Source organism: Methylocella silvestris (assembly GCF_002891535.1).
Classification (GTDB): domain Bacteria; phylum Pseudomonadota; class Alphaproteobacteria; order Rhizobiales; family Beijerinckiaceae; genus Methylocapsa; species Methylocapsa silvestris_A.
Genome location: NZ_PDZR01000005.1, coordinates 152,935 through 168,452 on the forward strand (window position 1 = coordinate 152,935; position 15,518 = coordinate 168,452).

General features: G+C 61.7%; 12 protein-coding genes. 11 read left to right on the plus strand and 1 reads right to left on the minus strand.

Annotated features, from left to right (window positions below; genetic code table 11):
- The first annotated feature begins 221 nt into the window (after positions 1–221).
- The 9 genes from CR492_RS07245 (at position 222) to CR492_RS07285 (ending at position 11,384) form a co-directional block, all read left to right on the plus strand.
- The gene (locus CR492_RS07245) at positions 222–1,307 is read left to right on the plus strand and encodes an HlyD family secretion protein (RefSeq protein ID WP_102843062.1); all 1,086 of its coding nucleotides are present in this window, start codon (positions 222–224) and stop codon (positions 1,305–1,307) included.
- A complete protein-coding gene (locus CR492_RS07250) occupies positions 1,304–3,646 on the plus strand; it encodes an ABC transporter permease (RefSeq protein WP_102843063.1) in 2,343 nt (780 codons plus the stop codon). Before CR492_RS07245 ends, CR492_RS07250 begins: the two co-directional genes overlap by 4 nt.
- Positions 3,636–4,628, plus strand: coding sequence for an HlyD family secretion protein (locus CR492_RS07255; RefSeq protein WP_102843064.1), 993 nt, complete (start codon positions 3,636–3,638; stop codon positions 4,626–4,628). Before CR492_RS07250 ends, CR492_RS07255 begins: the two co-directional genes overlap by 11 nt.
- 97 nt (positions 4,629–4,725) lie before the next feature.
- Positions 4,726–5,214, plus strand: a complete 489-nt coding sequence (locus tag CR492_RS07260) for a transposase (RefSeq protein WP_180982461.1) — start codon at positions 4,726–4,728, stop codon at positions 5,212–5,214.
- Positions 5,215–5,339: 125 nt separating this feature from the next.
- Positions 5,340–5,780: a hypothetical protein gene (locus CR492_RS07265; protein WP_102843065.1), complete on the plus strand. Its 441-nt coding sequence runs from the start codon at positions 5,340–5,342 to the stop codon at positions 5,778–5,780.
- The gene (locus CR492_RS20435) at positions 5,714–6,235 is read left to right on the plus strand and encodes a hypothetical protein (protein ID WP_146030194.1); all 522 of its coding nucleotides are present in this window, start codon (positions 5,714–5,716) and stop codon (positions 6,233–6,235) included. The genes CR492_RS07265 and CR492_RS20435 overlap by 67 nt, the downstream gene beginning before the upstream one ends.
- Before the next feature lie 245 nt (positions 6,236–6,480).
- The gene (locus CR492_RS07275) at positions 6,481–7,092 is read left to right on the plus strand and encodes a TetR/AcrR family transcriptional regulator (RefSeq protein WP_102843067.1); all 612 of its coding nucleotides are present in this window, start codon (positions 6,481–6,483) and stop codon (positions 7,090–7,092) included.
- 75 nt (positions 7,093–7,167) lie between these two features.
- Entirely contained in the window at positions 7,168–8,250 is a 1,083-nt protein-coding gene (locus tag CR492_RS07280; RefSeq protein ID WP_102843068.1) for an efflux RND transporter periplasmic adaptor subunit, read from the plus strand.
- On the plus strand, positions 8,247–11,384 hold the full coding sequence (locus CR492_RS07285; RefSeq protein WP_102843069.1) for an efflux RND transporter permease subunit: 3,138 nt from the start codon (positions 8,247–8,249) through the stop codon (positions 11,382–11,384). The genes CR492_RS07280 and CR492_RS07285 overlap by 4 nt, the downstream gene beginning before the upstream one ends.
- Positions 11,385–12,087: 703 nt before the next feature.
- Here CR492_RS07285 and CR492_RS07290 read toward each other — a convergent pair.
- The gene (locus tag CR492_RS07290; RefSeq protein WP_102843070.1) at positions 12,088–12,660 is read right to left on the minus strand and encodes a TetR/AcrR family transcriptional regulator; all 573 of its coding nucleotides are present in this window, start codon (positions 12,658–12,660) and stop codon (positions 12,088–12,090) included.
- A 119-nt stretch (positions 12,661–12,779) separates the two neighbouring features.
- Here CR492_RS07290 and CR492_RS07295 point away from each other — a divergent pair, with 119 nt between their 5' ends.
- Together CR492_RS07295 and fabF are read left to right on the plus strand one after the other, a co-directional pair.
- Entirely contained in the window at positions 12,780–13,742 is a 963-nt protein-coding gene (locus tag CR492_RS07295; RefSeq protein ID WP_245412000.1) for an alpha/beta fold hydrolase, read from the plus strand.
- Between the two features lie 351 nt (positions 13,743–14,093).
- Complete coding sequence (gene fabF, locus CR492_RS07300; protein ID WP_102843094.1) at positions 14,094–15,374, plus strand: beta-ketoacyl-ACP synthase II; 1,281 nt, start codon at positions 14,094–14,096, stop codon at positions 15,372–15,374.
- Positions 15,375–15,518: the final 144 nt, after the last annotated feature.

The window sequence follows — 15,518 nt, forward strand, 5'->3', positions numbered from 1 at the left end:
CGCCTGTGCGAGATCAGGGCCGCCTGATCGGGTGGCGGCGAGATCAGGCGCGCAGCGCGCGCAACCGGTGTTGCTCCACTGTTGACAAGCCGCCCGGCATACAACATGAGACGAGCGTGAGCCGCCTTCAGTTCCGCTTCAGGCCTCTACCAATGGGACATGGGGAGATCGACGCGTCTCCGTGCTTGGTTCAACATAAGGCGACCAAAGGAAGGCATTGAATGGCGGTCCCTCCCCCTGATGCAGATGCGCTCGCGCCGCCGCGGACTTCGACTTCGCCCTCAGACGGCCTCAAGGCGAGCGCTGGCGCTGCGGCAAAATCCGCCGCCCGGGGCCCGGCCATCATCGTCGCTCTCATCGTCGCGACAGTGGTCGGCCTGTCGCTCTGGTATCTGGCGCAGCCGCGGCCGCTCGTCATTCAGGGCGAGGCGGCGGCGACGCGCATCGACATCGCCGCCCGGGTCGACGGAAGGGTCGCCAGCCGTCCGGTCTCGCGGGGCGAGAATGTCGCGGCGGGACAATTGCTGATCGAGATTGACAATCCGCAGCTCTTGACCAAGCTGCGGGAAGCCGAGGCCGCTTTGGCCGTCGCCAACGCCGAATTCGCGCGCATCGAGGTTGGCACCCGCGCCGAAGTGGTCGCACAACGCAAGGCCGCCGTCGACAGCGCCGTCGCCGACATGACCCTCGCCCAGCGGACTTACGATCGCGTGAAGGAGCTCGCCGGACACGGCAACGCGCCGCTCCAGCGTCTCGACGAGGTCACCAACTCGCTGCTGGTCGCGCAGCGGGGTTCCGACCAGGCGAAACTGGCCTATGACGAAGCCGTCGCCGGTTATACGGCGGAAGAGCGCGCCGTCTCGCGCGCCAATGTTGAAAAGGCCAAGGCGTCGATCGAAACGATCAAGGCGCAGGTCGACGAGCTCGTCGTCAAGGCTCCGATCGCGGCGCAGGTCTATCAGATCGGAGCGGAGCTCGGCGAATATGTCTCGCCCGGCGCGCCATTGCTGTCCCTCGTCGACCTCGGCGACCTCTGGCTGCGTTTCGACCTCCGCGAGGATCTTGTAAAGAATCTCAAACTCGGCGATCGCTTCGAGATGCGCGCGCCAGCGCTTGGAGACCGCAAAATCGAAGCGGAAATCCGCGTCATCGCCACAAAGGGCGAATATGCGGGTTGGCGGGCGACGCGCGCGACCGGCGATTTCGACCTCCGCACCTTCGAGGTGCGCGCCTATCCCGTCGCGCCGATTCCAGAGCTTCGGCCGGGCATGAGCGTCTACGCCGAAGCGCCGGCCGGGCGGCGATGAAGCACCTCGCCGCGCCCGGCGTACTCGCCGTCGCGACGCGCGAACTGCGCTGGATGGCGCGGGACAAGGTCGCGCTTTTCCTCGTGATCGGCGTTCCCTTATTCGCCTTCGCGCTGCTCGCTGCAACCTTCAGCAACGCCGTCGTCCGCGATCTCAGGGTCAGCGTCGTCGACGCCGATCGGACGGCGACGTCGCGCATCTATGTGCAGGCGGTGACCTCCGCGCCAGTCGTGACCGTGGCCGAGCGATCTGGCGACCTGACGAGCGCCATGCATGCGATACGCTCCGGCGCCGCCATCGCCGCCGTCTACATCCCGCCGGATTTCGAGCGCGATTTTCTGGCGCGCAAGCGTCCCCAGATCATCGTTTTCTACAACAGGCAGTTCTTTACGCCGGGCAACAATGCCGCGAGCGCAATCACCAAGGCGATCGACGCGGCCACTGTGACGCTCTTGCCGGCGATGGGCCCCGCCGCCGGATACAAGCCGGGAGCCCTCGTCGCCGAACAATATGTGCTCACCAATCCGGCGCTGAATTTCGCGCAATTTTTGCTGCGCGCCGTTCTCCCCACCGTGCTGCATGTCGTCGTCGCCATCGCCGGCGGTTACGCCGTCGGCTCGGAGTTTTCGTCCCGCAGCTCGCGGGCTTGGCTCCGCGCGGCGGGAGGCAGCCCGCTCGCCGCCCTCGTCGGCAAGCTCGCGCCGCTGTTCGGCATTTTCATTTTGATGATGGTCCTCGCCGCCGTCATCATCCACGGCCTTTACCAGATCCCTTTCCGCGGCGATTCTCTGATGATGGGCGCCTCCGCCTGCCTTCTCGTCATCGCCTATCTTTCGATCGGCGCGCTGCTCCAGCTGCTCGTCCGCAAACTTGCGGTCGGGTTGAGCCTCACCGCTATTTTCTGTTCTCCGGCTTTTGGTTTTGCCGGCGTCGGCTTTCCCTTGTTCGGCATGGGCGACTTTGCGCGCGTCTGGGGATCGTTGCTGCCGCTGCGCTGGTACATTCAGATCCTGTTCGATCAGGCGGCGCGCGGCTTGCCGACGTCGGTTTCGGCGCAATCCTTCGCCATCCTCGGCAGCATTGCCGGCGTTGCTTTCACGCTCGCCTGGCTGCGCCTGCGGTCGATCGCCAAGGAGCCGCCGCGCCGCGTCAAAGAGGCGCCCGCGATTGAAATCGATCCGCATAGCGGCGTCGGCGTCGCGATGGTCGCCGAGGGCCGCCGTATTCTCGGCGACAGCGGCGCCTTCAGCCTCATCGTGCTGGCGCCGATTATTTACGGTCTATTCTATCCACAGCCCTATCTCGGGCAGGTGCTGCGCAACATACCGATCGCGGTCGTCGATCAGGACGGGACCGAGCTCGGCCGGGAGCTTGTCTCGACCTTGAACGCGGACGAGGCGGTAAAAGTCGCGGCGCGCGCCGGCACATTGGCCGATGCGCAGGCCCTGCTGGCGAAACGCGAGGTCTTCGCGATCCTCGAAATTCCGGAGGGCACGCAGCGGGAGATCCTGAAAGGCAATCCGGCCCGCATCGCCGCTTATGTCGATTCCGCCTATTTCCTCCTTTATAACCGAACGCTTCAGGGCGTTTCCGAAGCCGCCGGCGCCGTCAGCCAGCAAATCGCCTCGGGCGGCGCGCGCGCCGACGGGAGCCTCGCCCATGCGGCGCTGATCCGAAGCTCCCCGGTCGAGGTCGTGTCGGAGCCGCTGTTCAATCCGACGGGCGGCTATGCAAGCTATGTCGTGCCCGCGGCCTTTGTGCTGATTTTGCAGCAGACGCTTCTGATGGGCGTCGCAACCCTCGGCGGCGTCGCCTTCGCGCGCGGCGGACGCGAGGCGAGGCGCCAGCGCGGCGGCGCGCGCTTCATCCTCGGTCAGGCGCTCGCGCATCTTTGCCTCGCGATGCCCGGCGTCGTTCTCTACCTCATCATCCTGCCGCGCTTTTACGGTTTTTCGACGCTGGGCCAGCCACTCGCTCTTTTCCTCTTCGCGGCGCCTTTCCTGCTGGCGGTGAGCTTTCTCGCGCAATTTGCCGGGCTGTGGTTCAAGCGGCGAGAGACCGCCGTGCTGGTTTTTGTCGCAACCAGCCTGCCTCTCTTTTTCCTGGTCGGCGTCTCATGGCCGCAGGAAGCTATTCCGGACGCCCTTCGCATCGGGAGCCGGGTGTTTCCAAGCACGTCGGCGATCGACGGGCTTGTCCGCATCAACCAGATGGGCGCAAGCCTGCGCGACGTGTCGCGCGACTGGATGACGCTCTGGGTCCTCGCCGCCGTCTATGGTCTGCTCACCGTCGCGGCGACACATATACTGAACAGGGAGCGCATGCGCGATGAGCGGTAGATCGTTTCTGCGGCCGGCCCTGCTGCTCGGCCTCGCCGTTCTTGCCGGCCTGGCCTTTTATCTGGCCTATCGCGCCCGCCCGGTCGCCAAATCCGCCGTGGAGCCGCTGGGAATCGTGCGCGAGACGGAAATTCGCATCGCGCCCGAGACCAACGGACGCCTTGCGTTCCTTCGCGTGTCGGCAGGCCAAAGCGTCGAAAAGGGCGATCTTCTGGCGGCGCTGAGCAATCCCGAGCTTGAAGCCTCGGTCGTGGAAGCGAGGGCGGCGGCGGACAATGCCCGCGCGGAGCGCAACAATGTTTATTCCGGCGCGCGCAAGGAGCAGGTGGACATTTCGGCGGAAGGCGTCGCCATTGCAAAGGCCAATCTGACCCTCGCCCAGCAGCAATTCGCGCGCGTCGAAGCGCTCGCCGGCAAGGACTATGCGACGCAGCAGAAATTCGACGAGGGCGCCGCCGAGGTCAGCAGGGCGCAGGCCGGTCTCGCGCTGCGCCAGGCCATCCACGCCGTCGATACGGCCGGCCCGACGATCGAGGAGCGCGTTTCTGCCGACGCGAAGGTGGCGCTTGCCGGGGCGACCGTCGCCGATCTCGAGGCCCGGCTGGCCAAAACGAGGATTCTCGCGCCAGTCGATGGGACCGTGCGGCTCCTCGTCGCAACGCCGGGCGAAGTCATTGCGCCGGGTCAGCCGATCATGACTCTGGAGGCCGGGCGCGAGCGCTGGTTTACCTTCACTATCCGCGAGGATGCGCTGGACGGCCTCGCCATTGGCGCGCCCCTGTGGCTGCGTAACGCCAAAGGCGAGCGGATCGAAACGAAAGTCGTCGAATTGCGGCCGCTCGGCGAATTCGCGGTCTGGCGCGCCGCGCGGGCGGTGGGCGACCATGACCTCAACAGCTTCCTTCTTCGCGTCGAGCCGGTCTCGGCGACCGACGGGCTCGAACCCGGAATGACGGTGTGGCTCGATCGCGGCGAGGGCTAATCGAGATCCAGTTTCTGTGACCTGCTCCCCTTAAACTCGGCCGGTTTGACCTAGAATTTTCCATTTATGATCCCAGATCGGGAGCAAGGAGAGTTCCATGAAAGCAAGCAAGTTCACGGAGGTGCAGATCGCCTTCATTTTGAAGCAAGCTGAGAACGGCGCCGCCGTCGCCGAGGTCTGTCGCAAGGCGGGCATTTCAGATGCGACCTTTTACAACTGGCGCAAGGCATACGCTGGCCTGACGCCGTCGGAGATGAAGCGGCTGCGGCAGCTTGAGGAAGAAAACGCCAAACTGAAACGGATCGTCGCTGACCTGTCGCTCGACATGGCGATGGACTTTGTTCATGACCAACTGGCGACAGGCCGGAAGTTTCGGGTGTTTACTATAGTCGACACGTTTTCTCGCTTCTCTCCGGCTGTTGATCCCCGCTTCAGCTATCGGGGCGAGGACGTCGTCTTGACGCTGGAGCAGATCTGCAGGAGCGTCGGCTATCCGAAAACGATCCGGGTTGATCAGGGCTCCGAATTCGTCTCGCGCGACCTTGATGGGGCGCTTCATGAAATCAAAAGCCAGTGCTTTGCCTAAACACATATCACTTTCAGAAGGTATAGGCCGACGACTCGGCGTGTTGTGCGACGCTCTTGAAACCGACCAATATCGCACCTGTGGTCGACCGAATGCGCCACGAGTGGTCAGCAACGACATTATTCATGACCCTCGAGAAGCTCGCCCAGATCGCGCGCCGCCTCGCGCCGCTACAAGACTTCAAATGGCTGGCCCAACTGGCAGGCGACCTCAAGGCGGACGGCGCGCCCGCTAAACACAAGCCTGCCGTCGACGCATCGGAACTGCTGATCGCCGGCCTCTCGCTCGTCGCGCAATATGTGGTTGCGGGTGCGCCGATGAATTTGCCTGCGGCGATTAATATCCGCGATGGATTCATGGTCGCCCTGCTCGCCTCCTGCCCGATCCGCGCCAAAACCCTTATCGGACTTCCCTTGGAGGCACGATGCGACAGTCGGGAGGATGCTGGTGGATCGACTTGCCGGGCAGCGAGACAAAGAACCGGCGCCCCGACTGCCGAATGGTCCCGGTTTTTCTCAATATCGCGATCGACACTTATTTGCGGCGCGTGCGCCCGTTTCTTCTGAGACGCCAGGACCCCACAAAACTGCGCGGGGAAAACTTACCGCCAAGGGAATCGCCAGACGATGAACTGTCGGCAGCGCACCAAAACTTCCGTCTGCTGCGCCGGGGTGATGAGATTGCCCTCAACGGCGATACAAGTTCGGCGGCCGCTGCTTCCGATGCGCTCGCTCAGTTGACTGGCCCATTATGGATGTCATGCTACGGTCGACAGATGACCTATTCCGGCATCCACCACGCCATAAGCTGCGGCACGCGCGAAGCCATCGGCGTGGCGCTTTCTCCGCACTGCTTTCGATACGCAGCCGCTACGACCGCCGCCTGGATGGGCGCTGGGATGCCAGAACTCGCCGCGGGTTTGCTCCAGCATCAAGATCCGCGCGTCACGGAAGCTCACTATATTCGTGCAACCTCATTCGAAGCCGCTCGGCAATATGGCGCGATGCTGAGGTCGCAATAGTTAGCGGAGCGGTTGAAATGTCTGTCCCGCGCCGATCCTCTTCAATCCGCAAAATCGCGCACGTGTTTATCCGCGGGCGCCGGGAGTCAAAGGGATGCGCACAGTTTTGAACCAAGAGATCTATCTGTCGATCTTCCCCGCTTGCGGGTCGCGGACTTGGTGACTATTATATCTTTTGGTCACATTTGTCAGCGCGAGAACGGCTATCTATAGTAGCGCCGCACATTCAGGAATCGAAACAAGCTATGTCTTATACCTCCCTCGCCGGCCAGCGCGGCCCCGCCGAGCATGAGCGCCGGGAGCAGATCGTGGCCGCGGCAAATCGGCATTTTCGCCATTATGGCTACGAGAAGACCACGGTCGCCGATCTAGCCAAGGCGATCGGGCTTTCCAAGGCCTATGTTTACAAGTTTTTCGAATCGAAACAGGCCATCGGCGAGGCGGTGTGCAGCGGCTGTCTTGGAAAGATCGCCGCGAAGTTGTGCGAAATCGCTGCCGAAGAAAAACCTGCATCTGATAGATTAAGACGTATAATCAAATGCTTGGCGCATGAGAGCGCCGAGATGTTTTTGAATGATCGCAAGATTCATGATCTTGCCACCACCAGTTTCTCGGAACGCTGGGGATCTGCCAGTCGCCACGAGACGATGCTTCTCGCCATGATCGAGAAGCTACTGCGCGAAGGCCGAGATAGTGGCGAGTTCGACCGCAGGATGCCGCTCGCCGAGAGCAGCCGGGCGGTGATGCTGGCCCTGCAACCGTTCCAGCATCCAGCACTCCTCTTGCATAATCTTGACACGCTCGACGGCGACGCCATGGTCATCGCCACTCTGGTTCTGCGCGGACTTGCGCCATGATTTTGGGCTGTGACTAATTGACAATATAGTCACTCGTATGCATCTTTGGTCCAGTGACTGCTCTGGAGCCTAACGATGCCAAGCCGCCGTTTCCTGTTTCTTGCCGCTGCCGCAGTGGCGCTGGCGCTTGCGGCTTGCACGCCGGAGACGGAGGCAGATCCGCGCCAGTCCGAGCGTTTCGTCCAGATCTACACCGTGCAGCCGGCCGAGGGCGGCGAGCGCATCTTCACCGGCCTGATCGCCGCGAGGGTTGAAAGCAATCTCGGCTTTCGCGTAGCCGGCAAGGTGGTCGAGCGGCTGGTTGATCTCGGCGACGCCGTAAAGGCGGGGCAGCCGCTGATGCGCATCGACCGCAACGATCTCGACCTCGCCGTGGCCGCAAGGGAAAAGGCTGCGGCGGCGGCGAAGGCCATTGCGGTGCAGGCGGTCGCCGACGAGGCGCGCTACGCGACCCTTCGCAAGTCGGGGTGGTCGACGCAGCAGAAATACGAGTCCGCCAAAGCGGCCCTCGATTCGGCGAGCGCCCAACTCGCCGCGGCCGAAGCCGATGCCCAGGTCGCCCGTAATGAAAGCGGCTATTCGCTGCTTGTCGCCGACTCCGACGGCACGATCGTCGAAACGCTGGCCGAGCCGGGGCAGGTGGTGGCGCGCGGGCAGACGGTGATCCGTCTGGCCCATGCCGGACGACGCGAGGCCGCGGTAGATTTGCCGGAAACGCTGCGGCCGAAGCTTGGTTCGCAGGCGCAGGTGAGCCTCTACGGCGACGCCCGGCGGATTTCGGCCGGTCTCCGACAGCTCTCCGACGCCGCCGATCCCCGCACGCGGACCTATGAGGCGCGCTATGTGCTGGGCGATGGCGATCCGCCGCCGCTCGGAGCGACCGTCAAGGTCGCCATCGCGACGCCGAGGCCGGACGCGGCGACCCAGGCGCCGATCGGCGCGATCTATGACGACGGCGGCGGCCCTGGCGTCTGGGTGCTCGACAAACAGAACTCGACGGTTTCGCTGCGGCGCGTCGAAGTCGCCCGCATCGGTCGTGACATGGCGGCGCTCGCCGGCGGCGTCGAGGCCGGTGAAACCATCATTGCGACAGGGGGCCAGCTGCTGCACGAAGGCGAGCGCGTGCGCATAATCGGCGAAAAGGCGGCCATGCAATGAGCGGCTTCAACCTTTCCGCGCTGGCGGTTCGGGAACGCGGCGTCACGCTGTTTCTGATTATCGGCATCATAATATCTGGCGCCTTCGCCTATATGAATCTAGGGCGCGCCGAGGATCCGAATTTCACCGTCAAGGTGCTGACCGTCTCCGCCGCCTGGCCTGGCGCGAGCGCGCAGGAGATGCAGGATCTCGTCGCCGATCCGCTGGAAAAACGGCTGCAGGAGCTGCGCTGGTACGATCGCGTCGAAACCTTCACGCGGCCGGGTCTTGCGTTGATGACGCTGACGCTACGCGACACGATCCCGCCGGCCGAAGTTCCAGAGCAATTCTATCAAGCTCGCAAGAAGCTCGGCGACGAGGCGCACAATCTGCCGCAGGGCGCGCTCGGGCCTTTCGTCAACGATGAATATTCCGATGTGGTCTTCGCCATTTACGCGATCGAGGGCGAAGGCTTGCCGGAACGTCTGCTGTTGCGGCAGGCCGAGACCGTGCGCCAGAGGCTTTTGCATGTGCCAGGCGTCCGCAAGGTCGACATTTCCGGCGAGCGGCCGGAAAAAATCTTCGTCAATTTCTCCTATGCGCGGCTCGCCAATCTCGGCGTCGGCGCCAGCGATATTTTTGCAGCCCTTCAGCGCCAGAACGCCGTGACCGCAGCCGGCTCCGTCGAGACCAGCGGGCCGCAGGTGTTCATCCGGCTCGACGGCGCCCTCGACGATCTGCAAAAGATCCGCGACACGCCGATCGTCGCCGGCGGCCGCGTCCTGAAGCTCTCCGATCTCGCCGAGGTCGAACGAGGCTATGAGGATCCGCCGACCTATCTCATCCGCCACAATGGCAAGCCGGCGCTGCTTTTGAACGTCGTAATGCAGGAGCGCTATGATGGGCTGAAGCTCGGGCTCGCCCTTGAAGCCGCCGAGAAAAGTTTCGGCGCGGATCTGCCGGTCGGCGTGGCGCTTGCCAAGGTGACCGACCAGACGGTGAATATTCGCGAGTCGATCGGCGAGTTCATGCTCAAATTCTTCGTCGCGCTCGGCGTCGTCATGATCGTTTGCCTGATCAGCCTTGGCTGGCGCGTCGGCATCGTGGTCGCCGCCGCCGTGCCGCTGACGCTCGCCGCCGTGCTGCTCATCATGCTCGGCACCGGCCGCTTTTTCGACCGCATCACGCTCGGCGCGCTGATTCTGTCGCTCGGCCTGCTGGTCGACGACGCCATCATCGCGATCGAGATCATGGTCGTGAAATTGGAGGAGGGCTTCGACCGCGTCTCCGCCGCCTCCTATGCCTGGGCGCATACTGCGGCGCCGATGCTCGCCGGCACGCTCGTCACCATCATCGGCTTCACGCCGGTCGGCTTCGCCAAATCGACCGCCGGCGAATATGCCGGCAACATCTTCTGGATCGTCGGCTTCTCACTGATCGCCTCGTGGATCGTCGCGGTCGTCTTCACGCCCTATCTCGGCGTCAAGATGTTGCCCGACATCAAACGCATCGAAGGCGCTTATCAGCATATTTACGCGACGCCCGGCTACAATCGCTTCCGTCGCCTCGTCGCATGGTCGGTGCGGCGCAAATTCCGCGTTGCCGGCGCGGTGGCGGCGTTGTTCGTCGCGTCGATCGTCGGGATGGGCTCGGTCCGCAAGCAGTTTTTTCCGCAATCCGACCGGCCAGAGGTCTTCGCCGAGATCCAGATGCCGGAGGGCTCGAGCATAGAGGCGACGGCCGCCGCCGCCGGGCGCGTCGAGGATTGGCTGCGCCGCCAGCCCGAAGCCAAAGTCGTGACGAGCTATGTCGGCGGCGGCGCACCGCGCTTCTGGCTCGCCTATAATCCGGAGCTGCCCGATCCGTCCTTCGCCAAGATCATCACGCTGACCGCCAGCGAGGCGGACCGTGACGCGCTGAAACTGCGCCTGCGCGAGCGAATCGCCGATGGCCTTGCGCCAGAGGCGCGGCTGCGGGTCACCCAGCTGGTCTTCGGCCCCTACTCGCATTTCCCGCTCGCGTTCCGGTTGATGGGGCCGGACGCAGACACGCTGCGCGGCATTGCACGTCAGGTCGCCGATGTGATGCGCGCCAACCCCAACACGCGCGACGTCAATGTCGACTGGGGCGAGCGCACCCCGACAGCGCATTTCCGCCTCGACCAGAGCCGGCTGCAACTCCTCGGCCTGACGCCGGCGGAAGCGGCGACGCAGCTGCAGGCACTGTTGACGGGCGCACCGGTGACGCAGGTGCGCGAGGACATCCGCACGGTCGATCTGATCGCCCGCGCATCCGGCGCCGAGCGTCTCGATCCGGCGCGGCTGGCCGACATGACCATCGCCAATCGCGACGGTCGCCTTATTCCGGTCAGCCAGATCGGCGAGGTGGAGATCAGGCCGGAGGATCCAATTTTGCGCCGCCGCGACCGTGTGCCGACAATCACGCTGCAAAGCGATATTGACGAGCGTCTACAGCCGCCGCAAGTGGCCGCCGAAATCGATGCCGCCTTGCAGCCGCTGATTGCGGCGCTGCCGCCCGGATACCGGATCGAGACCGGCGGCAACACCGAGGAATCGGCCAAGGCGAACGCCGCGCTGGTTCCCGTGTTTCCAATCATGCTTGGCCTCATCATGGTGGTGTTGATCGTCCAGGTCCGCACATTTGCGGCGATGTTCATGGTGCTGCTCACCGCGCCGCTTGGGCTCGTCGGAGTGGTCCCGACGCTGCTCGTCTTCGACCAGCCGTTTGGTTTCAATGGTATTCTCGGGCTAATCGGCCTGTCGGGCATTTTGATGCGCAACACGCTGATCCTGATCGGCCAGATTCACGCCAATGAAGCCGATGGCCTCGATCCGTTCCACGCCGTGGTCGAGGCGACGGTGCAGCGGGCGCGTCCGGTCGCGCTGACGGCGCTCGCCGCCGTTCTGGCATTCACGCCGCTCACCGCGTCGGTGTTTTGGGGCTCCCTCGCCTACACGCTGATCGGCGGCACGGCGGCCGGCACGCTTCTCGTGCTGGTCTTCCTCCCGGCGCTCTACGCAATATGGTTCAAGGTCAGGCCGCCACGCGGCGAGGATCCCGCCACGACGCAGGCGCCGGAGCACGACGGCGGCGATCGCGAGCACATCAAGACGCCCGAGCCGGCGCCGGTTTAGCGCAATCCTCCCGGTGGCAGACCAAGTCTTCACTACATGGCTGATGGTCCTCGACGACTTTGCAGCCCGACTTCATGGCGCGCGGCGAGATAGCGTGCTCATCCCACTGCAGAGCAGCGCCCGATCCGACAGCCTTTGTAGCCGTCTCGCAGAGGGGCTTCGCTTCGCGTCGCGACGCTCCGGCTGAACTTTGAGAGGGCGACATTTATTGAGATCTCTGGCCGATAGCACTTGCAAAAAGCAGGTGCTGCCCGCGCGGTCAGAAAGACGCTTGCAAATTGCAAGTGCTCGCAAAGCAATTTAAGGAGGCGCCACCGTGGGACGGATGGCCGGCGCTATAGGCCGATCGACGCGTGAGATCGATGGTTTGCAATCAGAGAAACGGCCGTCAGGCGCGCAGGCTCTCAGTGCCGGTATACTACGGATGCCAGCAGAAAGCTTCCTGACGCCACACGCAAAAACCGGTCTAGCGGCATTCCTCGGCGACGATCGCCATGGCGTCGATCGCCGCGCCGATGTCGATTTCGGGTTTCGCGCCAAAGCCACTTTGGTGTTGCGCGATACGCCTTGTGTTCGACACAGTCGGGATCGTCGCCTTTGCGCTTCGAAGTTCATGCGTTGATTAATCTGGACGCGAAGCACGCGAGCGACGCGCCAATCGGCCAAGCTTCGAGGCCCTTTAGACATATCGTTCCAGGATCCGTCATTTTACCATTTCGATCGCAGCCTTCAGCGCTGTCTTCAGAACTTTCTCGGCGCTTTTACCAGCCGGCAATGCCCGCGCGATTGAAACCGCCCCGATCATGACGATCAATATTGTCCATGCCTTCGTCTCTCGCTCAGCAGGCAATCCCCCCATCACTGACGACATTTTTTTCATGAGCTCGGTCATTTTGCGCTCATAGACCTCGCGGACGGCATCGCTGGACCGCGCGACATCCGAACTTAAGGAAGGCATGACGCATCCATTTGCAGGATCGGACCGGTGACCGCTGCTGATGTACATTTTTAAGTAGTCTATCAGGCGCTCCTGGCGCTCCGCGGCAGTCCCGGTCCCAACGTCAATAAATGGGTTTCCCAGAAACGCATCGATAACTTCTTTGAGCAGCTCCTCCTTGCTTGAAAAATTCGAATAAAACGCTCCGGACGTCACGCCTGCGGTTGAAGCGAGACCATCCACGCCAATCCCATTGAAGCCGTTTGTCCGCAGCGCTTTGGCTCCTGCCTGTAAAATTGATTTCTTGGCCTTCGCCTTCTGATCTGTCGGATATCTCATGCATGACCTCTCGAATGTGCTTGACCGCTTTCAACACATAGGATAGCGTTCGCTATATACCGATCGTTATTCTAAGTCCAGAAGCGATTGTTCGCCTTTGGCATCGAGCGGCTCGCCATATGTCGCACATTTCCTGGAAGCGCCGAGACTTTAATGAGTTTTTACTATCGAAACCTGAAGGACTAATGCCAATGCTCGACCAAAAGAGTTCCGATTACACCAGCCAATGGCTCCCTGTCTCACCCCAATTCATAACACTGGGAGACAAGGGCCCCACGGTTCGATACCTTCAAATTGGACAAGGACCCGCCCTTGTTTTGTTGCACACAGTTCGCACACAGTTGGATTTGTTCCAGCGCGTCATACCAAAACTTGCAAATGACTTCAGCGTCTATGCACTTGACTACCCCGGCTTCGGCTGGTCAGAAATCGTGCCTGACGCCGATTATCGGGAGCCTGCCTTGCGCAGGCATGTCTTGACCTTCATTGAAAAAATGCAGCTCGACGATATTACGCTAGCTGGGGAATCGATCGGCGCGACTCTTGCTCTGACGGCTGCATCAGAACTTGGCAGCCGTGTTCGTCAGGTCGTTGCGTTCAATACATATGATTACTTACCAGGATTGGAGCGCGCCAATCTTCTCGCATCGATCATTATCAAATCTGTACGGGCTCCGGTGATCGGGTCGATTTTCGCCTCGCTTGAAAACAGAGACATTGTAAACGGCATCGTCAAGGGAGGATTCTTTGATCCGCGCAAATTGCCTTCAGATTTCGTGGATGAACTCGCAAGAGTTGGCAAGCGCGCGGGCTACTCACGAGCAGCTCGCGCAGTCTACAAAGCTCTACCGAGTTTCGTAGCCGCGCGCTCGCGCTACTCATCTATAACGAGCCCGGTGACGCTTGTTTATGGAGATCATGATTGGTCGCGGCCATCTGAACGCGAAGCGGTCCGATCTCTGATTCATCAGGCTAAAATGATAACGCTGCCAAATGCTGGACATTTCACGTCTTTGGAGCGTGCGGATGAATTTGTACAGATTTTGAGTCAAACCAAATTCAAAGAGGGGCGCGCCGGCTGATCCAAATCCGTGGCAGGCAATTTCTGCTTGAGCATACTGAAAGCAAACTGGCAGCGGGCGCCGACGTCCTCGTCCTCACGACATGCGAGATCTAAAACCAGATCCTCCACTTCCCAAAGCGTGGAAAGATCGGACCGCGGCGCGTGGTTTCAGTCCGATTGCTTTCGAGATCGTCTCGACCCGCAAGGAACTGCCGTGCGGCGCCAGCAGCATCAGATAATGAAATCGCGCCAGCCTCCGAGACGTCATTTTGAGACATTGTGAGATGTATCGAGCGTGACCAGAGACGATTGATCAGGACCGCTTTTCCTATGCAAAAAGCAATGGTTGTACCAAGGTTTGGAAACTTTCATGCGTCGTGTTGTCGTAACGGGAATGGGAGCTGTCAGCCCTCTCGCTTCAGGCGTCGAGATGAGCTGGAGCAGACTCCTCGGCGGAGGGTCCGGCCTGCGATCACTGCCGCCAGCAATAGTCGCGGATATCGACTGCAAGGTCGGTGGCGTGGCGCCAAGCCTGGCGGAAGACGCCTTGGCCGGCTTTGACGCTGATTCCATTGTTGTGCGAAAAGATCAGCGCAAAATGGATCGTTTCATTCTTTTGGGCCTTGTGGCGGCCGAGGAGGCCATTCGACAATCGGGATGGAAGCCAGTCACGCCAGACCGAAAACAACGTACCGCGACAATCATAGCATCTGGCATTGGCGGGTTCCTGGCCATAACCGACGCCGTTCGAACAACCGATCAGCGCGGCCCACGACGCTTATCGCCTTTCACGGTTCCTTCGTTTCTTGTTAATCTCGCTGCTGGCCATATTTCCATACGCCACGGTTTCAAAGGACCAATCGGCGCGCCGGTGACGGCATGCGCCGCCGGAATTCAGGCTATTGGGGACGCGGCACGGCTGATCCGATCGAATGAAGCCGATGTCGCGATTTGCGGCGGCGCAGAAGCCTGCATCAACAACGTCAGCCTTGGAAGCTTCGCCGCAGCGCGCAGTCTTTCTTCGCACTTCAACGACGTTCCCGAAATGTCGTCGCGGCCTTTCGATATAAGGCGTGACGGATTTGTCATGGGCGAAGGCGCGGGCATTATCGTGATCGAGGAGCTCGAACATGCCCTTGCACGCGGCGCGCGTCCCTTGGCCGAGATCATCGGGTACGGCACAACAGCAGACGCGTATCATATTACGTCTGGATCCGAAGACGGTGAAGGGGCTCGCCGCGCGATGGAGCTGGCCATCGATCAAGCGGGAATTCGACCTTCCGATATAGGTCATCTCAACGCCCACGCGACTTCTACACAAGTCGGCGACCGAGCTGAGCTCGCTGCGATCAGAGCCGTTTTTGGAAACAGCGGCGGCGTCGCTGTCAGCGCGACGAAATCTGCTACCGGACATTTACTGGGCGCCGCCGGTGGACTAGAGACAATCTTCACGATTCTCGCGCTGCGGGACCAGATTGCTCCGCCAACTCTAAATCTGACAGCGCCTGATCCAAAAGCCGAGGGCATCGATATCGTAATCGGCCATGCAAGGCAGATATCGACGAATTACGCGATTTCGAATGGCTTTGGTTTCGGCGGCGTCAACGCTAGCATTCTCTGCCAACGTTGGACCGACGAACTCGCCCAATGAACTGTGTAGTTACAAATTGACGTCCCCCCTGTTTTTTCATCCATTTTGAGTGAGAGTTTTCCGGTCTTTTGAGCCTTCGGGCGAGGAGCTGGGAAATGAAGAAGTCGAGGTACAGCGAGGAGCAGATCGCGTTTGCGCTGAAGC